Genomic DNA, 22,719 nt, shown 5'->3' with positions numbered 1-22,719 from the left:
CACACACCACGTGATCATTCCGGGGCCGTCTCCATGCCCGGAGGGCAGATCACGACCGTCACGCATCACGCATGATCAGCCACCCGACAGGCTCTTACCGGGGGTCAGGCCGGTCAGCTTCTGGGTGACCTGGCCGTCGTTGGCGCCGATGATCTTCAAGTTCTGGAAGCCGTTGGAGTCGGTCACCACGGAAACGCCGGAGGTGTCTCCGGAGGTGGAGGACGGCGTCCAACCACTGAGGTCGCGGGTGAAGAACTCGCCGTTCTTGACGATCGTGCCGGTGCCGAAGCCGACCGAGGAGGCGGTGTCGGTGCGCAGCACCGGGGCGCCGGTGTTGCTGCCGTCGGCGTAGCTGCCGGTCGTCGGGGCGGTGACCGGAGTGCCAGGGTAGATCACGTACGGGGTGTTCGGGTCCAGGTTGAGCGTGACCTTGCCGCCGCTGACCGCGATCTTCGTGCCCGCGTCCTTGCCGGTGTCGGAGAGCTTGTACAGCGTGACCGCGCTCTGGCCGGACCAGGTCTTGGGCAGCGTCCAGGTCCGCGACTCGGCCATGTCGTTCCAGGCGTAGATCTTCTGCCGGCCCTGCGGGGACCAGGGCAGGAAGAACTTGTTGCCGTCGCGCTCCAGGGCGCCGTCGCGCCAGATCTGGGGCGAGTTGCCGTTCATCCGGGTGGAGACGCCGCCGGTGAACTGAATGGCGCCGTCCTTCCAGCTGGTGATCTGGAAGTGCTGCAGGTATTTGGTCGGCAGGTTGTTGGTGAAGACCTCGGCGATCTCCTTGTTCACCGAGTTGTCGCTGTGCCAGCCCATGAACGAGGCCTTGTTCTGCTCACCGCCCAGCATCGGCTCGCTGTTCTGGATCCAGGAGTCCATGTCGTGGTTGTAGACGAACCGCAGGATCTGGCTGTTGATGCCGACGTTGTTGTACTCGTTCGAGTCGTGGTACCAGGACACGTACGGGAACATGTACGTCGGGAACTCGGTGTAGATCGGCAGCCCGTGCTGCGCGACGACGTTCGCTTCCTTCCAGGCGTTCCAGTCGATGCTGTCGGTCTGGAAGAACGCGTCGCTGTAGATGAAGCCCAGGTTGGGGACGTCGTGCAGCAGGGCGGCGATCCGCTTGGCGTAGTCGCCGCCGGCGAGGTCCTTCCCGGTGTCGAGGCTGTAGGCGGTGTCCCCGTAGACGTACGGGGCCTCGGGGTTGGCCGGGTTGTCGGTCTTGTCCCAGCGGAAGGCCTTGCTGCGCGGTGCCTGGCCGACGTCGCTGATGTGGACGCCGACGATGGCGTTGTAGGCCGCGGCGCCGTCGACGACGGTGTTGACGTCCGCGATCCCGCCGGCGGCGGTGTTGTAGTGGCCGGCGTAGTCCGGGTGGCCGGCGTCGTGGCCCTCGTCCTGATAGCCCTTCAGTTGGATGGACTGGCCCAGCCCGTCGGTGTAGAGCGCCATCTTCTTGATGTCGTCGAGGGTCTTGACGAACGGGTTCTGAGCCTGGGAGACGAAGTTCATCGCGATCTGGGAGACCACGTTGTTCTTGGTCTGGGCCGCCTTCTCCGGCTCGGGCATGATCTTCCGGTAGGCGACGGCCGCATCCTGCCAGTCGACGCCGCCGCTGCCGTTGGCGTCGCCGGTCAGGACGACCTTCGCCTCCGGCAGGGCGACGACCTGGCCGTCCGGCCCGCGGTAGGTCCACAGGTCCGAGCCGATGACGGTCGTGTTGACGCCGCCGGACTTGGCGGTCCGCACCAGTAGGTTTCCGCCGCGGTTCGGGTCCACCGGATCGCCGAAGGAGGTCAGCGAGTTACTCGTGACGCCGGCGGCGATCGTCGAGTCGGCCACCAGCGCGATGACCTTGTGCAGTGGTGCGGCGTCGGTCGGCAGCGACGACACAGCGCCGATGGTGTCCATGCCGGGGCCGGGCGCGTAGTAGGTCTTGTAGACCGAGGCGTCGGCCAGTTGTGCGCCGGTCCGGTCGCCCCGGATGGAGAGCAGGTTCTGTCCCGGGATCGCGAGGGTGGAGACCTTGGTCGCCGCGGTCTCCGTGACGCCCGTGACCTTCCAGGTCAGGACGGATCCTGACACCGACACCCGGACTTTCAGGGTGACGCCGATCGAGGGGAAACCGAGCACGTAGTCGGCACGCTCGGCGGCGATTGCGGAGGTCACCGTGGGCGTGTAGGCAGTGCCGTTGATGCTGACCTGGGGCGTGGCGCCGGTGTTGCCGGGCAGTGTGCCTTTGCCCAGCTGGTACTTGAGCACCTGCGGGAACGCGGTATCGACCGTGGCCGTCAGCTTCCCGGACCTGATGGTGGCGGTGGCGGCCGCGGGAGCGGCGGTCGCGGGAGCGGCGGTCGCGGGAGCGGCGGTCGCGGGAGCGGCGGTCGCGGGGGTGGCGGTCGCGGGGGTGGTGCCACCGAGAAGGAGTATGGACGTGCTGAGCAGCGCGACGCAGGTTGCCCGCGCGCGTGGTCTTTGCATGGCTTAGCCCTTCTGAGGTGTGCGGCTACTTGACGGCGCCTGCGGTGAGACCACTGCGCCAGAAGCGCTGCAGTACGACGAAGGCGACGAGCAGCGGGACCAGCGAGACGAACGCTCCGGTGATGGGGAGCATCGACGGGACGCCGTTGGCGAACTCCGAGCGCCACTGGACCAGGCCGACGGTGACCGGCAGCTTCGAGGCGTCGTTGATCATGAGCGCGGGCAGCAGGTAGTTGTTCCAGACGCTGACGAACTGGAACAGGAAGATCGTCACCAGGGCCGGGGCCATGACCGGCAGCGCGATGCGGAAAAAGGTCCGCCGCTCACCGGCGCCGTCGATGCGCGCCGCCTCCAGCAACTCGTCGGGGACGGACGCCGACGCATAGATGCGCGAGAGGTAGACGCCGAAGGGGCTGACGAAACTGGGGAGCAGGACGGCCCAGTAGGTGTCGGTGAGCCGCAGCTCGGCCAGCATCAGGAACAGCGGCAGGGCGAACATCGGCGCCGGGATCAGCACCGAGGCCAGGACCACGTTGAAGATCGTCTCGCGGCCGCGGAACTTGTACTTGGCCAGGGCGAAGCCGGCCATGACCGACAGAAGCGTGCTGACCGCCGCACCGACCAGGCTGTACAGCGCGCTGTTGGCCAGCCAGGAGGAGAAGACGCCGTCCTGGAAGGAGAAGACGCGGCCGAGGTTGCCGCCCAGGTCGAAGTGCGAGAACCACAGCGGGCTGCCCTGGTGGAGGTACCCCTCGCCCTTGGTCGCCGAGACGAACAGCCACCACAGCGGGATGAGGGTGTAGAGGGCCATCAGGCCGAGCAGGGCGTTGACGACCAGGCGGCCGGTGAGCGGGCTGCGGGTGGTGGTCATGCGTCGGCCGTCCTTCGCTGAGTGAACTTCAGGAGCCCGAAGGAGAGAACCAGCGTCACAAGGGCGAGCAGAACCGATTCGGCGGCGGCCAGGTTCGGGTCCGCCTGGGAGGCGGTGAGCGCGGTGTTCATGATCGGACTGAACTTGTTGGAGGCGCCGGGTATCCGCGCGGCGGCGAGCACGGCCGGCTCGGTGTAGAGCTGGGCGGTGCCGATGATGGAGAACACCGTCGTGAGGACCAGGGCGGGCCGCACCATCGGGATCTTGACGTACCAGGCCAGGCGCCAGCCGGTGCAGTTGTCGAGCGTCGCGGCCTCGATCACGTCGCCGGGCACGGCCTGCAGCGCCGAGTAGATGATCAGCATGTTGTAACCGGTCCAACCCCAGGTGATCATGTTGCCGATCGACACCGGGATCCAGCCGGCCGACAGGAAGTCGGTGTGGACGCCGATCGCCGCCAGCGGCCCGGTGAACGGCGAGAGATCCTTGACCAGCAGGAACGACCACATCACCGCAGCGATCGCACCCGGCAGTGCGTAGGGCAGGAAGAAGGTCAGCCGGAAGGTCTTCCTGAATCGGGCCGAACGCGAGTCCAGCAGCAGCGCAAGGACCAGGGCCAGTCCGAGCATCACCGGCACCTGGAAGGCACCGAGCAGCACCACCCTGCCGAGCGAGGCTATGAAGTCGCCGTCGTGGAGAGCGGCGGAGAAGTTGTCGAAGCCCGCGAACCGCTTGGTCTGCGCACCGCCGAACAGGCCCTGGCGTTGGACCTGGTAGAAGCTCTGATAGATCGCGTAGCCGATCGGTGCGAGCATCATCGCGGTGAACAGGACGCCGAACGGAACCAGGAACCCGGCGGCGTTCAGCGCGCTCCTGCGGCGGTAGTGGCGGCTCGGCCCTGCCACCACGCGCACGGGCGCGGGTGTGGGCGGTGATGCTGTCTGGGTGCTCATGGTGTCGTTCCTCGCGCGGTTGCGGTATACGGGGCCGGGCTCCGCGGTGCCGCACCCTCAAGCGGCACCGCGAAACCCTCGGGCGACCTGACGTCCCCTCGACATCAGCCGCCGGTCGCGGAGAGCCCCAGGCTCTTGATCTTCTCGACCGTCTTCTGCTGAACCGTGGCGGTGGCCTCGGCGTAGCCCTCCTTGCCGATCGCGTCCGAGTAGTCCGCCTCGACCTGACCGAACGTCGGCCCGACCACCCAGGTGGTGGGTATGTTCGCCGCGGACTGCTTGAAGACGTCGTAGACCTTCTGTCCGCCGAAGTAGGGGTCACCCTGGGACAGCAGCGGGTTGTCCAGACCGGCCTTCGCCGCCGGGTACAGGCCGCCGACCTTGATGCCTGTGCTGACCGCGTCCGGGTCGCTGGACAGGAACGCGGCGAACCGCGCGGCCTCCCTGGGCGTCTTGCAGCCGGTCAGGACGGAGGTGGCGGAACCGCCGGAGTTCGCGCTGGTCCGGTCGCCGGCGGTCCAGGTCGGCATCGGGGCCACGGCCCACTTGCCGGCGAGGTCCTTGAGGTCCCCCTTGATGCCCGGGACGGCCCAGGCGGCATTGACGAAGGTCATGACCTTGCCGGCCTCAGACGCCTTGTCGAAGGTCGGGTCCCAGGCGTTGCCGTTGTTCATCACCAACTTCTTGTCCTTCAGGTCCTGCCAGTACGTGGCGACCTGCTGTGTCCCCGGGTTGTCGATGGAGACCTGCCACGAGCCGCTCTGCGTGCCGAACCAGGACTTGCCGGTCTGCCAGGTCAAGGCAGCCATGTCGTAGGCGTCCTGGGGCGCAGTGCCGAAGGCGACCTTCGGGTCGGCCGCGTGGACCGCGGCGGCGTCGGCGGCGTCGGCGGCGTACTCGTCCCAGGTCGCGGGGGGCTTGTCGATGCCGAACTTCTTGAACAGGTCGGCGCGGTAGTACAGGGCCATCGGCCCGGTGTCGACGGGGATGCCGTACATCTGGCCGTCGGCCGAGGACGCCGCGACGGTCCAGTCCAGGTACTTGCCCGTGTCGCCGGAGGCGTACGGAGTGATGTCCATCAGCGCCTTCTTGACCAGCATCGACGGGATGTCGTTGTAGGTGACCTGCGCCAGACACGGGGCTTTGCCCGCCGTGATGGCGTTGGTCATCTGGTCGTAGCCGCCCTTGGCACCGGACGGGATCTGCTTGAACGTCACCTTGATGTCCGGGTGGGCGGCGTTCCACCGGGCGCTGATCTCTTCGTAGCCCGGGGCCCAGCCCCAGAACTCCAACGACACCGGTCCGGCCTGCTTCGCATCGCCGGAGTCGCCGGAGCCGGAACATCCGGTCACCAGCAGGGCGAGGGAGAGGGCTGCCGCACCGGCGGCGGATCTGGAGATGAATGTACGCATGACTTCCTCATGAGACGGTCGTGACGACGGGACGGCGGTTGCATGCTTCATCAACCCGCGGCCTTGCCCTGCGGATTCAGGAAGCGGTGGGGCATGATTCGATCGACGGACTGAGACCGGCCGAGCACTCAGCGCGCTCAGGACAGCCGGGCACGGAGGCTCTCCCTGATGACCAGACAGGCGGCACCCCGCGCCCACAACGTCTCACTGGCCTCGTCGACCTTGATCACACAGTCGCGGGCCGCGGTCGAGACGGCGTGGCGCTCCAACGCCGCGGTCATGGCGGGCCCGAAGTGCTCATAGGCCACCACGCCTTCACCCGCGATCACGATCAGTCCCGGGTTGAGCAGGTTGCACAGGCATGCCAATCCGCGTCCGAGCGCGTCGCCGGCCACGGCGAACGCATCGAGCGCGGCTCGTCGTTCGGCTTCCGGCCCAGACCGCGCGAGCTCCGTGACTGCGTCGTAGTCGGCTTCGGGCCGACCACCGGCCTCGCGGAACATCCGCAACACCGCGTCGGAGCAAGCCAGTGCCTCCACGCAGCCGCGGTTGCCGCAGGCGCAGTCCGGACCGTTCGGCTCGATCGGCAGATGTCCGAACTCGACAGCGAGTCCACCGACACCCGAGTGGAGAACTCCATGGAGCATCAGCGCACCACCGACGCCGCGCCCGACCGAGATCACGGCGAGCGAATCGACATCCCGGCCCTCGCCGAACCAACGTTCGGCGATGACCAGAGCGTTGACGTCGTTGTTCACCAGCACCGGCAGTCCGGTGGCGGCGCTCAGCGGAGCGGCGACGGCTACGTCCGTCCAGCCCAGTCGCACCGCCGAACGGCACACCCCGCTCGCCGCGTCGACATGGCCGCCCACACCGACCCCGACGCCCAGCACCCTCGCGTCGGCACTCGGTGCCTGCGCGATGAGCCGGGCTGTCAACTCCGCCGCCACCGCAAGCACATGAGCGGGCTCCAGGGAATCGAGCATGTGCTCCAGGCGGCACAGCGGACGGGCACCGAGGTCGGTGAGCACAGCAGCGACATGAGTGCGCGCGATTTGGATCCCGACGACCAGACACTGGTCGGTGTTGACCTGCAACAGGCGTTGGGGGCGGCCCAGACCCGTCACGCTCTTCTGTCCGGTCTCGCTCAGGTAGCCGCCCTCGATCAGCGGCGCGAGCAGCCGGGTCACCGTGGAGGGTGACAGCCCCAGGCGCTGCGCGATGACCGTTCTGGAGATCGGGCCCGCTGTGAGCACTTGGGCGAAGATCTCGGCTCCTGTCTGGTCCGGGACCAGGGCCGCCATCGCGCTCACGTCATATCTCCCCAACAGATTGACTCATTGTCACCAAGTGTTTGGCGAGAGATACTTTTACGCATCAAGAAAAGAACTGGCAAGGGGTGCAGGACACCGAATTTCTCCGACAGGTCGACACCCCCCGCTCCCAGATCTCGACCACGCCACGGCTGTTGACTCTTGATCTGACATGTTCAATCATGTTCGCAGTTCAATCTCGACGAGTGGCAAAAAGTCCCTGTTGAGAGGGGAATCTCCCCAAACCTCCCAGGTTCTGTAGCCCGTGCACGATCACGCGAGACCTGTTCAGTTCTGGTTGATTCGACGACCTGGTGTCGTGCGCACACCGCTGCGCCCTCCCAATCCCCCCAAGGAGCCATGTCATGTTCACGCCACGCAACCATCGAGGTGTCGCAGTCGCCGCCCTTGGCATGGTCGCGACCCTGACGCTCAGTGCATGTTCCAGCGGCCAGGAGGCCACAAAGCCGGGCGGCGGCGACGTCATCGGAAAGGTCGACGGCAAGATCTCTCTGACGTATCTGCAGAAGCAGGGCGACCAGGAGTACTTCGTCGGTGAGGCCGCGGGGGCCAAGGCGAAGGCCGAGGAGCTGGGCATCGAACTCAAGGTGGTCAACCTGGGCAGCGACGCCAACAAGACGATCAGCGAGGTGCAGTCCGCGATCGCCCAGAAGACCAACGGCCTGATCGCCGTCGTCCCGGATCCCGCGGTCGGGCCGCAGCTCGTCCAGACCGCCAAGGACGGCAAGACCGCACTGCTCACCTCCGACGACCAGATCTGCACCACCGGCCCCGACCCGTCCGTGTGCGATCGCGACGCACTGGTGCCGCGGATCGGGTTCAGCGGCGCCCAGATGGGTGGCGAGGTCGGCAAGCGCGCCGCCGAAGAATTCAAGAAGGCCGGCTGGAAGCCCGCCGAGACCCGGACCATCTCCGCCTGGAAGCAGGACGTCACCGTCTGCTCCGACCGGGTGAACGGCGCAAAGAAGGCGTTCAAGGACGGTGCGGGTGCGGACGTGAAGAACATCGACGTTGCGACGGACAACACCCCGACCGGCGCCCAGGACAAGATCGCGGCCACCGTCACTGCCAACTCCGGCGTCAAGCACTGGATCATGTGGGGCTGCAACGACGAGAACGTCCAGGGCGGCGTCACCGCGCTGGAGAACGCCGGCTTCAAGGCGGACGACGTCATCGGCGTCGGCCTCGGCGCCTACCTGGCCTGCAAGAACTGGAGCTCGGGCAAGCCCTCCGGCATGAAGGCCGCCCTGTTCATCAACGGCAGCGACGTCGGCGCCCTGGCTGTCCAGACCATGTACGACAAGCTCAAGAACGGCAAGGAGTTCCCGAAGGAGGCATTCGCGTCCACCAAGATGGTCGACGCCTCCAACTGGAAGGCCTCCGGGGTCACGTGCAGCTGATCTGAGACTCCTGTCCGCGCTTCCCGCTTGCGAGGCACACCATGATCGAACCTGGCGCCGAAACATCGGAACCCACGCAATCCACCGCCCTCCAGGGCACATTGATCACCGTCGAGAACATCGTCAAACGGTTCGGCGCCGTCCAGGCGCTCGGCGGCGTCACGCTCGACTTCCCCGCGGGGCAGGTCACCGCGCTGATGGGCGAGAACGGCGCGGGCAAGTCGACCCTGCTGAAGATCCTCACCGGCGATCACCAGCCCACCGACGGTCGCATCGTGCTCGACGGCGAGCCGGTCGCGTTCGCCACTCCGCAGGACGCCCGCAGGGCCGGCATCCGGATCATCCCGCAGGAACCCGAGATCATCCCGCATGTCTCGGTCGCGGAGAACGTCTACGCGGGCTCCCTGCCCCGCACGGCCGGACGCCGCCTGGACCGCGCGGAACTCCGTCGCCGGATCACCTCCGACCTCGCCCGCCTGGGCTTCGACAAGGTCATCTCCCCCGAGGCGCTTGGCTCGGAACTCACGGCTGCGCAGAGGCAGTTGGTGGAGATCTTGCGCGCGCTGACCGGCGAGGCCAAGGTCATCGCCTTCGACGAGCCCACCTCTTCGCTGTCCGAGCACGAGGTGGAGGCGTTGTTCGCGCTCATCGGCCGGCTCCGCGCACAAGGCATCGCCGTCATCTACGTCTCGCACCGGATGAAGGAGATCTTCCAGCTCGCCGACCGCGTCGCCGTCCTGCGCGACGGCACGGTGGCCGGGGTGCTGGACACCGCGCGGATGACCGAGGAGGAAGTCGTACGGCTCATGGTGGGACGCGATCTGTCCTCCCTCTTCGTCCGCCAGGACGTCGCCCGGGACGAAGTCGTGCTCGATCTGAAGGACGTCACCACCGACGATGTGAGCAGCATCAGCCTCCAGGTGCGTGCAGGAGAGGTCGTCGCGCTCGCGGGACTCATCGGTGCCGGACGCTCGGAACTGGCCCGCGCGATCGCCGGTGACCTCCCGATCCGCTCCGGCGACATAAGCATGAACGGCCGGAAGGTGCAGCTGCGCGGCCCGAAGGACGCAATCAGGGCCGGCATCGGGCTCGCCCCCGAGGAACGCAAGGCGCAGGCACTGTTCCTGCAGCGTTCCATCCGGGACAACACGTCCCTCGTCAGCCTCAAGGGCCTGCGCCGCCTACGGTTTGTGAGACGCCGTCAGGAATGCGCCATGGCACAGGAGTACACCGACCGGCTGCGGGTGCGCACCCCTTCCATCGAGCACGAGATCGGCAAGCTCTCCGGCGGAAACCAGCAGAAGGTGGTCCTCGCGCGCTGGCTGGCCGGAAAACCCCGGCTGCTGATCCTCGACGAGCCCACCCGCGGCATCGACATCGGAGCCAAGGCCGAGATCTATCAGATCATCGCGGACCTGGCCCGCGACGGTGTGGCCCTCCTGGTGATCTCCTCGGAACTGCCGGAAGTGCTCGGTCTCGCGGACCGTATCGCCGTCATGCAGAACGGCCGGATCACCGGCCTACTGGGCCGAGCCGAGGCCACCGAGGAGACCATCCTCGCTCTCGCCATGGCCGACGACCTCACCACTACCGCCCCTGGAGCCCTTCGATGACCGACACCGCCGTCACCAGCCCCCCGGACCGGACGGAGAGCAGTCCGGCGCCGGCCGTAACCGGCGGGCGCTTCCGGCTCGCCGCGGTCGGCGGGCAGAACCTCAGCCTGATCGGCGCCCTCGTCATCGTGCTCGCGCTGTTCGGCTCGCTCAACGAGAACTATCTCAGCTGGTCGAACATGCAGGTCATCGGCGAGGCGGCGACCCTCGTCGGGCTCCTCGCCATCGTCCAGACCGTCGTCATCATCTGCGGCGCGCTGGACATCTCGGTCGGCTCGCAGGCCGGTCTCGCGTCCGTCGTCAGCGCCATGGTCTTCACCTCCACGGGCTCCAGCGCATGGGCAGGGATCGCAGCGGCGCTCGGAATCGGCGTCCTCGCCGGTGTGCTGAACGGCGTGATCATCGTCTACGGCCGTGTCAACCCGACCATAGCCACGCTGGCCGGACTCGCCGCGTACAAGGGCGTCGCCCAACTCGTCTCGGACGGCCGTGCCCAGGGTTACGTCCTCAACGACAGCGTGTTCGTCTTCCTCGGCCGCGGCAAGATCGCCGGCCTGCCGGTGATGATCTGGGTCCTGGCCGTCGTCGCGCTCAGCGTGCACGTCCTGCTCACTTACACGGACATCGGCCGCAACCTCTACGCCATCGGCGGCAACGACACCGCGGCCCGGCTCGCCGGCATCTCCATCAACAAGTACCTGATCGCCGCCTACGCCCTCTGCGGCACCGTCGCGGCCGTCGCCGGCATCCTGCTCACCGCGCGTACCGGATCGGGGCAGCCCGTCTCGGGCAGCGAAGGCCTGGAACTCAAGGCCATCACCGCAGCCGCGCTCGGCGGCTGCGCCCTCAAGGGCGGCAAGGGCGGCATCGGCGGCACCCTGCTTGCCGTCGCCCTGCTCGGCGCCCTCGAGAACGGCCTCACCGTCCAAGGCATCAACACCTTCTGGCAGAACGTCGCCCAGGGCGCCCTGCTGGTCATCGCCGTCGTCATCCAGCAGCGCCGCACCAAGGAACGCCGCATAGGCCTCCCCACGTAGACGGGTTCCGTCCCATCCCCCAGGGGCCCGGTCCGGCGCTCCTGCCCCCTCGAAGGAGTAGCGACTTGACGCGCAGACGTACATTCCTCATTGCCGGATCCGCGGTCGTGGCGGGGGCCTTGGCTGGTCCGGCGGGTGCCGGGACCGCGACGGCCGTCACCGGTTCAGGCGCGCGGGCACTGACCGGAGCCGGCGATCTGCCCCGGCCCGCCGTCACGCTGACGCCCGTGCCCGATGCCGTCGCGGGCGTGTCCCAGCCGGTGATGCCCCTCAACGGCACGTGGTCGCTCGCCATCGAACCGCCCGCGGAGTTCTGGCACGATGACACCGACATCTCGGACTGGCAGAAGGTCGAGGTGCCGGGCGAGCCCGCCATGCAGGGCGTCGAGGTTCCTCAGGACAAGGAGTTCGCGTACCGGACCAAGGTCCAGGTGCCCGCCGACTTCGCCGGCCACCGCGTCGTCCTGCGCTTCGACGGCGTGTACAGCGACGCCCGGCTCTGGGTGAACGGCACCCACGTACGTGACCACCGGGGCGGCTTCACCAGCTGGCAGGCGGACATCACCGACCACGTCGCACCCGGGACGGCCGCATGGGTGACTGTGGGTGTCACCGACCGTTGGCAGGACCTGTCGTACGGCACCTACTACGCCCGCCACCCCATTGGCGGCATTCTGGGCGATGTCCGACTGATCGCCGTGCCTACTGCACATCTGGCAGGCGTTCACATCACGACGACCTTCGACCAGAGCTTCCGCGACGCGGTGCTGGGCCTGCGCCTGACTCCGGCGGGCGGCGGCTCGCTGCCGATGGAGCTGCTCCTGCGCGACCCCGCGGGACATGAGGTACTGCGGCGTCCCCTCATCGTCGACGGGCCCGCGCAGTTCGACATCGACGTCGCGGCCCCGCTCAAGTGGGACGCCGAGCACCCGACCCTGTACACCCTGGAGCTGACGGCCGGCTCTGGGGACACCCGGTCCACCGTGACCCGCAAGGTGGGGTTCCGGCAGATCCACGTCGACGGCAAGCGGCTGCTGGTCAACGGCCGCGAGGTGAAGCTGCGCGGTGTGGCCCACCACCAGGTCAGCCCGACGATGGGCCGCGGCGCCACCGCCCGCTGGGACGAGCAGGACGTACGCCTCTTCAAGGCCGCCAACATCAACTTCCTCCGTACCTCCCATTACCCGCCCACCGAGGCCCTGCTGGAGGCCGCCGACCGGCACGGAATGTACGTCGAGGAGGAGACCGCGGTGTGCTGGGTGAACCAGCAGGGCCACGACAACCTGCTCGATGACCCGGCCTTCAGGCCCGACTGGCTCGGCCAGCTCGCCGAAATGGTGGAGCGGGACCGGAACCACCCCTGCGTCCTGATCTGGTCCACGGGCAACGAGAACATCGGCTGGGGCGCGAACCCGCAGGCGCAGTGGGACTATCTCAAGGCCGGCGACCCCTCGCGACCCGTCGTCTACAGCCACGCCGAGACCTACTCCACCGGCGCCAAGTACGACATCTTCACCGCCCACTACCCGGACGTGAAGGGCGAATTGGGCGGGGAGAATGCCAAGCCATCCCTCTACGACGAGTACGCACACCTGGCCGCGTACAACATCGACGACCTCAAGAACGACCCCGGTGTACGCAACTTCTGGGGCGAGACGATCTCCCGGTTCTGGCCCAAGTGCCATGACACCGACGGTGTCGTCGGCGGTGCGATCTGGGGCGGCGTCGACGAGGTGTTCGCGCTCCCCGACAAGGTCTCCGGCACCGCCGAATGGGGGCTGCTCGATATCTGGCGGCGCGAGAAGCCGGAGTACTGGCTGGCGAAGAAGGCGTACTCGCCCGTACGGGTGCCCGATGCACCGCTCATCGGGCAGAAGGCCCGCACCCCCCTCGTCGTTCCGGTCTCCAACTGGTTCGACTTCACCAATCTGTCCGAGCTGACCGTCCGATGGCAGGTGGGCGCTGCCAAGGGCGCGATACCAGGCATCGACCTGAAGCCGGGCGCGAACGGCAAGCTCACCGTTCCGTACCGGTCCTGGCGCGAAGGCGAGGTGCTGAAGCTGGAGTTCGTCGACGGGCAGGACCGGATCGTGGACTCCTACGCGCTGCCCATCGGCCCGGTGCGTCCACCCGTGCGGCCCCGCCCGGCCGGCGCCGCGCCCGCCGTCGAGGAGAGCGACACACGCATCACACTGGCTGGTGCCGGCTTCTCCATCGCCTTCAGCAAGGCGACCGGTCTGATCACCGAGGCCAGGCATGGAACGACGACCGTGCTCACCGGCGGACCCTACCTGCACCAGCGCGGCGGATACCTGCCCTCCTGGAGGTTCGGTTCGATCAACGCGAAGCGCACCGACAGGCACACCTCCACCGTCACCATCAAGGGCACCTACGGCGAGAGCCCCGTCAGCTTCGACGTCGCGGTCGACGGCACCGGGCTGATCACCACCACGTACACCATCGCCAAGGCGTTCTCCGGGCAACCCAGCGGCGGTTACCAGGAACTCGGAGTGCGTTTCTGCGCCCCCGAGGAGGCCGGCCGCATCGGCTGGCGCACCGGCTCCCTGTGGTCGGTGTACCCGGACGACCACATCGGCCGCCCTTCGGGCACCGCGGTCGCGGTGCCGCAGCACGCGGCGCCCGCCTATCGTGAGCGGCCCAAGTGGAGCTGGTCGCAGGACACCCACACGTACTTCCTGTACGGCAAGGACGACGACGGCCGGGACTGCAACGACTTCCGCGCCCTGCGCTCCGCCGTCCACACCTACGCGCTGACCCGTACCGACGGCACCGGCGTGCGCGTGGAGTCCGACGGCAGCGTGGCCGCCCGAGTCGACCACACCCCGCCGCAGTGGGTCGACGACACCGACCCCGCCATCACCTACCACGGCGCGTGGACACACGCGCACGGTGAGGAGTGGACGCACAACGACCACGCGGACTCCGAGTCGTTCAGCTTCACCGCGGGCGACTGGTGCGAGTTCGCCTTCACCGGCACCGGCATCGAGTGGATCGGAGGCTTCGGCTCCAACCTCGGCAGGATCGACGTGCTCATCGACGGGCAGCTCGACACCACCGTCGACCAGTACGGGCCCGCCAAACAGTACCAGCAGGTCGTCTACCGCAAGACCGGACTCACCGAGGGCCGGCACACCATCCGCCTGGTCGTGACCGGCGAGAAGAACCCGTCGTCGTCCAACACCCTCCCGCTCGTGGATGCCTTCCACGTCCTGTCGGCTGCGGCCGCATCGAGATCCCTGTACATCGACACGCACTGGAACTACCCCGACTACGGCTACGGCGGCGGCGACTACTACCGGCCCACGGTGCGCATCACCGACGGCACGACCGGCACGGTGTCCCTTCGGCTCGGCAGCTTCGGTACGCACTGAAGCGTTCAGGTTCTCTCCCTTTTCTCAGCGCCACAAGCCCTCAAGCATCCGAATCCCGAAGGAGCCAGCATGACTCGGGCACCAGCGCGTCGTTGGCGCACGCTCACCGCGGTGACAAGCCTTCTTCTGAGCACGCTCACCGGCCTCACCGCTCCCACCGTCGCGCAGGCCGCGCCCACGCTCTCGACCTCGATCACCATTGACGGCACCAAGCCGGGCCGGACCTTCGACGGTGTCGGCGCCATCTCCGGCGGCGGCGGGAACTCCCGACTCCTGGTCGACTACCCAGAGCCGCAGCGAAGCGAGCTCCTCGACTACCTCTACAAGCCCGGCTACGGCGCCTCCCTCCAGCTGCTCAAGCTGGAGATCGGCGGCGACACCAACTCCACCGACGGCGCCGAACCCAGTCACATGCACACGGCCGGCACCGTCGACTGCAACCAGGGCTACCAGTGGTGGATGGCCGAGCAGGCCAAGGCCCGCAACCCCGCCATCAAACTCGCCGCGCTGTCCTGGGGCGCTCCCGGCTGGATCGACGGCAGCAACTTCTGGTCCCAGGACACCATCGACTATCTGATGTCCTGGATGGACTGCGCGGCTCAGCACGGCCTGACGATCGACTACCTCGGCGGCTGGAACGAGCGCGGCTACGACAAGGCCTGGTACAAGAACCTCAAGGGCACACTCACCTCGCACGGGTACGCGACCAAGGTCGTCGCCGCGGAAAGCGACTGGGCCGTGGCCGACGACATGGCCCAGGACCCGGCGTTCAACGAGGCTGTCGACGTCGTCGGCGTCCACTATCCGTGCGGCTACCTCGGCGACTACACCACCTGCTCCAGCACCGCCACGGCACAGGGTCTCGGCAAGCCACTGTGGGCCAGCGAGAACGGCTCCCAGGACGCCGACACCGGCGCACCCGCCGTGGCGCGGTCGATCAATCGCGGTTACCTCGACGGGAAGATGACCGCCTACTTCAACTGGCCGGTCATCGCCGCGCTCTACCCGAACCTCCACTTCTCCACCGACGGGATGTCCATCGCCAACCAGCCCTGGTCCGGCAACTACAAAATCGGCAAGACCACATGGGTGACCGCGCACACCACACAGTTCACCCAACCCGGCTGGCACTACATCGACTCCGCGGGCGGATACCTCGGCGGCAACCGCACCAACGGCAGCTACGTGACGATGAAGTCGACGAAAAACTCCGACTACAGCACGGTCATCGAGACCATGGACGCCACCGTCGCCCAGAGCGCCGGGTTCACCGTCAAGGGCGGCCTGTCCAGAGGCCGGGTCCACGTCTGGGCCACCGACGTCAAGTCGAGGGACTCCGCGAGCTGGTTCGTCCGCCAGCAGGACATCACCCCGCGCGGTGGCAAATTCAACCTCACCCTCCAGCCCGGCTACGTCTACACCGTGACCACCACGACCGGCCAGGGCAAGGGCACCGCGACCCCGCCGGCACCCGGCGCACTCGACCTCCCGTACAAGGACACGTTCGAGACCCCCGCCACCACCACATCGCCGAAGTACTTCTCCGACATGAACGGCGCCTTCCAGACTGTGGCCTGCGGTGGCGGCCGCTCGGGCACCTGCCTGCGCCAGATGGCCCCGACGACGCCGATCCGCTGGACCGACGAGCCCTACAACGCCCCGTACACGGTCATGGGTGACGACACGTGGAGCAACTACACCGTCACCGTCGACACCATGTTCGAGAAGGAAGGCAGCGTCGAACTGCTCGGCCGCGTCAACCAGCAGGCCAAGAACAACAACGGCCTGAACGCCTATCACCTGCGCGTCAGCGACACCGGCGCCTGGTCCATCGACAAGAGCGACTCCCGGTGGACCTTCACTACGCTGGCCAGCGGCAGGACCACCGCGCTCGGCACCGGCCGCTGGCACACCGTCGCGTTCGCCCTTGAGGGCTCGACCCTCTCAGCGGTGGTGGACGACGTCACCGTCGGCAGCGCCACCGACTCCAGCTACACCAACGGGCAGGCGGGCCTTGGCGTGACCGAATACCAGACCGACCAGTTCGACAACTTCGCCCTCACCCCGGGCACCGCCTCGTCCCACGTCGGCCCGATCGCCTCGGGCCTGACCGGCAAGTGCGCCGACGCCAAGGACGACTCCGGCGCGAACGGCGCCCAGGTGCAGCTGTGGAACTGCAACGGGGGCAGCGCACAGGTGTGGACCTGGTCCAACGGCACCCTGACCCACAACGGCAAGTGCATGGACGTCACCGGCCAGGGCACCGCCAACGGGACACAGGTGATTCTGTGGGACTGCACCGGCGGCGCCAACCAGCAGTGGGCGCCACAGCCCGACGGCACCCTGAAGGGCGTCCAGTCGGGCCGATGCCTCGACGCCTCGGCGTCCACGACCACCAACGGCACCCAGCTGGTGATCTGGGACTGCAACGGTGGCGCCAACCAGCGGTGGACGCTCCCGTAGCCGGTCACGGCAGTGCCGACTCAACGATGACCTCGGTTGTCGAGGTGTGAGTGGTCGGTGGAGGCCAGGCGAGACACCTTCGCCTGGCCTTCGACGCCCCCGAGCCACCAAGCTCTGGACGATACCCGGGACCACGCGTCCCGGCGTGGGCGCGGTCCCGGGCTGACCGCTGGTGCGATTCGAGCTCGACGCATCCCGGGCCGAATGTCATCGACCGCACTGAGCGCCGCACCACGGCCGAGCTCGCGGGTGGCGACGTAGCCGCCGCCAGCGCGACGACATGCAGTTCGACCAGGCGCCGGACCTGAAGCAGTTGCAGTGCCGAGCGCCCCTCGGAGACGTCCGCCGCAAAGGAGAAACCCTGCATCAGCAAGTGGGGCTCCAGGCTCGACATCATCGACGTCACCGTCATGCCGCAGGGGGCCAAGCGGGCAGTGGTGATCCACGGCCTGGCCAACGTCGCCTACGCCAAGACCAAGCACCCCAAGGAGGCGACCGCCTTCCTCGCCTTCCTCGGGTCCAAGCAGGCCGCGGAAATCGGAGCGAAGGAGAGCGGGGTCATCCCGGCCTTCAACCACACCCAGCAGGCCTGGGTGAGTGCCAATCCGAAGTTCCACCTGAAGGCTCACCGACCGCGCGGTGGCCGCGCAGGTGGACATGTCGGCGCGCACCGTGCAGCGGCGCATCCAGGGGCTGATGGTCCAGGCCGGGGCGACCACCCGTATCCAGCTCGGCTGGTACGCCCGCCATCACGGCTGGCATAAGGCGAGTCCGTGATCCGCGGCCGTTGCTGACGGGTCTCCGCCACGGCAGACACCCGCCAACGCCGAACGGTGACAAGGAAGTTAAGGTCGGGGAAAGTCTTCGCAGCACCCGGAACCACCCATTCACCGGGTGCGCGAAGGAGAGACATCCATGACCAGAGCATCCGCGAGGCGACGGTCCCGGCTGCTGGCAGCCGGGCTGTCGCTCGTACTGCTGCCGGCCGGGCAGGCCGTCGCAGCCGGTGCAATGGGGACGACGGCGCGCACGGACCGTGCCGCGTCGCCCGTGCACGCACCCACCACCGCGCGAACCGTCACCCTGATCACCGGTGACCAGGTGACCGTGACCGACCTCGGCGCGGGCCGGAAGTCGGTCGCCGTGGAGCGTCCCGAGGGCGCGACCGGAGCGGTTCACAGCGAGATATCCGGCGGACGGATCACCGTCATACCCGACGAGGCCCGGCCCTACCTCCAGGCGGGCGTCCTCGACGCCGAACTCTTCGACGTCACCGCTCTGATCGAGCAGGGGCTCGGTGACCCGTCGTCCGACGGCCTGCCGCTCCTCGTGACGTACACGAAGAACGCCCGGAGCGCGACACCCCGCGGAGCCCGCCAGGTCCGTGGGCTGCCGAGCGTGGGCGGTGCGGCCCTGGAGGCTTCGAAGTCCGGGGAGTTCTGGCGCACGGTCGCGCCGGACGCCAGCTCCGGCGCTCGCAGCGCCACTTCGGCTCGTGTGCGTCTGGCGGGCGGGGTCGAAAAAATCTGGTTGGACGCACGCGTCGACACCGCGATGGAGACCAGCAACGCCCAGATCGGCACCCCTGCGGCCTGGGAGGCCGGGCTGAGCGGCAAGGGTGTCAAGGTCGCCGTCCTCGATACGGGCGTGGACCTGACCCACCCCGATCTCAAGGACCGGGTGAGCGAGACCAAGAGCTTCATCGACGGCCAGGAGGTCGCCGACCGGAACGGGCACGGCACGCATGTCTCGTCCACCGTGGGTGGTAGTGGTGCGGCCTCCGACGGCAAGGAGAAGGGGGTCGCGCCCGGCGCCACGCTCGCCGTCGGCAAGGTTCTCAACGACCAGGGTTCCGGATCCGAGTCGCAGATCATCGCCGGTATGGAGTGGGCGGCCAAGGACGTCCACGCCAAGATCGTCTCCATGAGTCTCGGTTCGTCGCAGGGCAGTGACGGCACCGACCCGATGGCCCAGGCGGTGAACACCCTCTCCAAGGACACGGGCGCTCTGTTCGTGATCGCGGCCGGCAACGCAAGCGCTCCCGGCTCCATCGGTTCCCCGGGCGCCGCCGACTCCGCGCTGACCATCGGCGCGGTCGACTCCGCCGACCGGCTTGCGAACTTCTCCAGCCAGGGCCCGCGCCTGGGCGACAACGCCCTGAAGCCCGACCTGTCCGCACCGGGTGTGGACATCGTCGCGGCCCGCTCGCAGCTCGTGAGCGGCAGCGGCCCGTACACATCGAAGAGCGGCACGTCCATGGCGACCCCGCACGTCGCGGGCGTGGCGGCGCTGCTCGCCGAGAAGCACCCCGACTGGAGCGGACAGCAGCTCAAGGACGGGCTGATGAGCACGTCCAAGCAGATCAGCGGCACGTCGTACCAGGTGGGCGCGGGCCGCGTCGACGTCCCGTCCGCCATCGCCGCGCAGATCACCGCGACCGGCAGCGCCGACCTCGGCTTCACCAGCTGGCCCTACGAGGCGAACAAGCCGGTCACGAAGACGCTGACCTACACCAACGCCTCCGACCGGCCGGTCACCCTGGCGCTGACCGCCGAGGGCGCTCCCGCCGGCGTGGTCGCCCTCGCCGACTCCGCCCTCACAGTGCCCGCGCACGGCACCGCGCAGACCACGGTCACCGGTGACGGCGGCGCCGCGCCCGTCGGCACGACCTCCGGCCGGATCGTCGCCAAGGACGGCGACACAGTGGTCGCGCACACGGCCTTCGGGCTGACCAAGGAGAACGAGCGCTACACCCTCACCGTCCACCTGAAGGACCGCGACGGTGCCCCAACCGCCGCATACATGGCTGTAAAGCCCATGGTCAAGGGCGCGTCGGTCATCCAGGCCCCGATCGATGACTCCGGCACGATCAAGCTGCGCCTGGAGCCCGGCATGTACGACCTGTCCACCTTCCTCGACGTGCGCGGCAGCAAGGGCAAGGACTCGCTCGGACTCGGTCTTCTCACCGAGCCCGAGGTCACTATGGACCGTGACCGCGAAGTCACCCTCGACGGGCGGACGTTGCGGGAGATCCGGGCCGAGGTGGGCCAGCGGACCGAGGATCGTCAGCGGATCATGAAGTTCAACCGGTCCGCGAACGGCGAGTCCTTCTCGCCGTCCGTACTGGTTCCGTCGAAGTACGACAGCATCTTCGCCGCGCCGACCCACAAGCCCACAACGGGCACCTTCGAGTACCGGACCGTGTGGCGGCTCGGCAAGCCGCAGCTCGATGTCGAAGCGGGCGGCAAGCGGCTCGGCGAGACGGTCGTCCAGTCCGGATCGGACCTGTTCACCGGGCGCAAGCGGATGCCCGTGGTGGACGCGGGGACCGGAAGCGCCGCCGACTATGCCGGCAAGGCTGTCAAGGGCAAGGCGGTCGTCGTGCGCCGCACCGACGCGATCGGCCCCGCCGAACTAGCCCAGAACGCACAGGACGCGGGCGCCAAGGCCCTGTTCGTCACCGACGACGCTCCCGGGCGGCTCATGGCCGGGTTTGCCGGGGCCGACGGGTCGACACGTCCGCTGTACATCGCGACGGTGAACGCTGTGGACGGGGCGCGACTGATCGAGGCCGCTCGACTCGACCGGGGCGTGGAACTGACCGGCACCGAGAACACGCCCTATGTGTACGACCTCACCGAGGGATACCCGGGGGCGATCCCCGCCGATCTGACGTACCGGCCGAAAAAGAGCGAACTGGCGGTCGTCAACAACAAGTTCCACGCGCCGAAGGAAGCCGACGGCAGCGAGTTCCGTTACTCGATCACCGACACCTTCCCCGTCGGCATGGGCTTCCCGGAGAAGATCGAGCTTCCCGCGGAGCGCACCGACTACATCAGCGCCGGCCCCGACCGGGGGTGGCACGAGTCCCTGACCAACGGCCCGGGCGCCATCGAGGAGCGCGAGGGCGTCGTGCACTTCCGCGGCGGCAAGCGCTCTGCAACGGACTGGTTCAAGCCGGTCTGGCACCCGTGGCTGGGCACCGGCCTCGCCTGGGGCCAGCGGCGCGCGGGCAACGACCTGGAGTTCAACACACCGGGCTGGGGCGACTCGGGACCGGACCACACCGGCTTCGGCGATGTGTGGCAAGCGAGCTCGGTCACCCAGTTCACCGAGGTGTACGTGGACGGGGTGCAGGTCGACCGCAGGATGAGCTCGGGGGCGTACGCCCGGAAGGTCAAGCCGACCGAGCAGGACTTCAGGGTTGTCACCGACACCACCCTGGACCCGGATGTCTGGCACCTCTCCACGAAGGGCCACTCCGAATGGACCTTCAAGTCGGCCAACACACCGGCCGACCGGTGGACGTATCTGCCGATGCTCAACCTCGGGTTCGACGTCGACACCGACCTGCACGGTGACGTGCGGGCCGGAAAGCGGCTGGATCTCGGGATCTACTCCGAGTACGTCAAGGGCGCTACGGACACCGGGAAGATCACCGGCTCCACGCTGGAGGTCTCCTTCGACGACGGCGCGACGTGGACGTCCGTCGAACTCGACACCGTACGCGGCAAGTCCGCCGCCTGGGCCGGCTCGGTGCGGGTGCCGGACGACGCGCGGTACATCTCCGTGCGGGCCTCGGCCGCCGACAACAAGGGCGGCTCGGTCAAGCAGGAGATCATCCGCGCGGTCGGCGTACGGAAGTAGATGACGCCGGCGCAGCGGCCCCGCAGGTCGAAACCAAGGTAAGGAGCGCGGTACCTGGCGAATTTCGCCAGGTACCGCGCTCAGCGGTGGGGACCGCGGGCCTTGCCCAGGTCGCTCATCATGGTCACCGCCATGGCCGCTGCAGCGGGCTCAAGGATCCCGCGGATGGCCAGGAACTCCGTCCAGAGCGTTCGGATTCTCACGGGCGAAGGGCTACGACCTCGTCGCCACGGGGAGATTCCGTGCCGTGTGCTCCGCATCGGCCGTAGCACACATCTCGTCACCGCATCCTTGCTCCGCGTGCTCGAGAGCGGAGTGCCGAAGTACAGCGGTGCCCACGCCGGAAGCTGCACGCCGTCGTAACCCGCTCCTGCCCTCGATCAGTTGGACGTCTCCGGACGGTCGCTACGACCTGTGCCATGAAGTACCAAGAGAGGAGCCCAAGACCAGGATCGGTGCTTCTTATGGCCCGTCAAAGCGGTATTGCAGCGTTTCAGTCGTCGTCTTACTCACCCGCTCACGCTCCCATATCTCACATTTTCTCAAGAGAGGGGGTCGGGACACTCGCCAGACCTCCCCATATATCCGCCACCGGACGAAGATCCTCCACGTCCGGCTTCACATACCAGCGCTTCGTGGTCCTGACATTGGTGTGCCCCGCCCACTGAAGTTCCCCCTCCCGGATCAGCACGTCACCGGCGTCAACCGGGCGCCTCCGGCCATGCTGCGCCAGGCGGGCCAGCTGGTCGTCCGGCAGGCGGGGATAGACGCCGTAGATGTCGGGGGTCTCGAAGGGGACGCTCTCCTCCGCCTCGTCTGGCACCGGCGCTGCGCCCGGCCGTGTCTCGTCGCCGGACATCACACGAACGCCTCGTGGACGAAGCACCACCGCCAGTCCTCGCCGGGCTCCAGCGACGCCACGATCGGATGGCCGTCGGCGGCGGCGTGACGGCGGGCGTGCCGGTTCGGCGAGGAATCGCAGCAGCCGACGTGGCCGCAGGTCAGGCAGAGCCTGAGGTGGACCCAGGGGGAACGCGTGGCCAGGCATTCCTCGCACCCCGGGGCGCGCGGGGTGACGGGGCGTACGAGGGCGAGGTGGGGGTCGGTCCGTACGGTCAT

The 22,719-nt window shown here is 68.0% G+C and carries 13 protein-coding genes and 2 pseudogenes; 7 read left to right on the top strand and 8 right to left on the bottom strand.

Features of this window, described 5'->3' with window-relative positions:
• Positions 1 to 75: 75 nt before the first annotated feature.
• The 5 genes from ABZ826_RS33825 to ABZ826_RS33805 form a co-directional block, all read right to left on the bottom strand.
• On the bottom strand, positions 76 to 2,478 hold the full coding sequence (locus tag ABZ826_RS33825; protein WP_361457141.1) for an endo-alpha-N-acetylgalactosaminidase family protein: 2,403 nt from the start codon (positions 2,476 to 2,478) through the stop codon (positions 76 to 78).
• A gap of 25 nt (positions 2,479 to 2,503) precedes the next feature.
• Positions 2,504 to 3,349, bottom strand: a complete 846-nt coding sequence (locus ABZ826_RS33820; RefSeq protein ID WP_361457138.1) for a carbohydrate ABC transporter permease — start codon at positions 3,347 to 3,349, stop codon at positions 2,504 to 2,506.
• Positions 3,346 to 4,302 carry a sugar ABC transporter permease gene (locus ABZ826_RS33815; protein WP_361457135.1) on the bottom strand — a complete coding sequence of 319 codons (957 nt, stop codon included), beginning with the start codon at positions 4,300 to 4,302 and terminating at the stop codon, positions 3,346 to 3,348. Before ABZ826_RS33815 ends, ABZ826_RS33820 begins: the two co-directional genes overlap by 4 nt.
• A gap of 104 nt (positions 4,303 to 4,406) precedes the next feature.
• On the bottom strand, positions 4,407 to 5,714 hold the full coding sequence (locus ABZ826_RS33810) for an extracellular solute-binding protein (RefSeq protein WP_361457133.1): 1,308 nt from the start codon (positions 5,712 to 5,714) through the stop codon (positions 4,407 to 4,409).
• 137 nt (positions 5,715 to 5,851) lie between these two features.
• Entirely contained in the window at positions 5,852 to 7,018 is a 1,167-nt protein-coding gene (locus tag ABZ826_RS33805) for an ROK family transcriptional regulator (RefSeq protein ID WP_361457150.1), read from the bottom strand.
• Between the two features lie 374 nt (positions 7,019 to 7,392).
• Here ABZ826_RS33805 and ABZ826_RS33800 point away from each other — a divergent pair, with 374 nt between their 5' ends.
• From ABZ826_RS33800 to ABZ826_RS33770, 7 genes and pseudogenes are all read left to right on the top strand, one after another.
• Positions 7,393 to 8,448 (top strand): substrate-binding domain-containing protein, encoded by a 1,056-nt coding sequence (locus ABZ826_RS33800; RefSeq protein WP_361457130.1) that lies wholly within the window; start codon positions 7,393 to 7,395, stop codon positions 8,446 to 8,448.
• 41 nt (positions 8,449 to 8,489) lie between these two features.
• Positions 8,490 to 10,061, top strand: a complete 1,572-nt coding sequence (locus ABZ826_RS33795; RefSeq protein ID WP_361457127.1) for a sugar ABC transporter ATP-binding protein — start codon at positions 8,490 to 8,492, stop codon at positions 10,059 to 10,061.
• Entirely contained in the window at positions 10,058 to 11,098 is a 1,041-nt protein-coding gene (locus tag ABZ826_RS33790) for an ABC transporter permease (RefSeq protein ID WP_361457124.1), read from the top strand. Before ABZ826_RS33795 ends, ABZ826_RS33790 begins: the two co-directional genes overlap by 4 nt.
• Before the next feature lie 65 nt (positions 11,099 to 11,163).
• A complete protein-coding gene (locus ABZ826_RS33785; RefSeq protein ID WP_361457121.1) occupies positions 11,164 to 14,490 on the top strand; it encodes a glycoside hydrolase family 2 TIM barrel-domain containing protein in 3,327 nt (1,108 codons plus the stop codon).
• A 69-nt stretch (positions 14,491 to 14,559) separates the two neighbouring features.
• Positions 14,560 to 16,953, top strand: coding sequence for a ricin-type beta-trefoil lectin domain protein (locus tag ABZ826_RS33780; protein WP_361457118.1), 2,394 nt, complete (start codon positions 14,560 to 14,562; stop codon positions 16,951 to 16,953).
• 624 nt (positions 16,954 to 17,577) lie between these two features.
• Positions 17,578 to 17,730 (top strand): annotated as a pseudogene (locus ABZ826_RS33775) (helix-turn-helix transcriptional regulator); the annotation flags it as partial.
• Positions 17,731 to 17,868: 138 nt separating this feature from the next.
• Entirely contained in the window at positions 17,869 to 21,600 is a 3,732-nt protein-coding gene (locus ABZ826_RS33770) for a S8 family serine peptidase (protein ID WP_361457115.1), read from the top strand.
• A gap of 80 nt (positions 21,601 to 21,680) precedes the next feature.
• Here ABZ826_RS33770 and ABZ826_RS33765 read toward each other — a convergent pair whose 3' ends face one another.
• From ABZ826_RS33765 to ABZ826_RS33755, 3 genes and pseudogenes are all read right to left on the bottom strand, one after another.
• On the bottom strand, positions 21,681 to 21,803 hold the full coding sequence (locus ABZ826_RS33765) for a hypothetical protein (protein WP_361457112.1): 123 nt from the start codon (positions 21,801 to 21,803) through the stop codon (positions 21,681 to 21,683).
• A gap of 467 nt (positions 21,804 to 22,270) precedes the next feature.
• Positions 22,271 to 22,459 (bottom strand): annotated as a pseudogene (locus ABZ826_RS33760) (cyclic nucleotide-binding protein); the annotation flags it as partial.
• Positions 22,459 to 22,719, bottom strand: a complete 261-nt coding sequence (locus ABZ826_RS33755; RefSeq protein WP_075033266.1) for a UBP-type zinc finger domain-containing protein — start codon at positions 22,717 to 22,719, stop codon at positions 22,459 to 22,461. The pseudogene ABZ826_RS33760 and the gene ABZ826_RS33755, both read right to left, overlap by 1 nt.

This window comes from Streptomyces sp. NPDC047515, from assembly GCF_040643055.1.
In the GTDB taxonomy this organism is placed as follows: domain Bacteria; phylum Actinomycetota; class Actinomycetes; order Streptomycetales; family Streptomycetaceae; genus Streptomyces.
The sequence above is the reverse complement of the archived record's forward strand: the minus strand, read 5'-3'. Positions and strand labels throughout refer to the sequence as shown.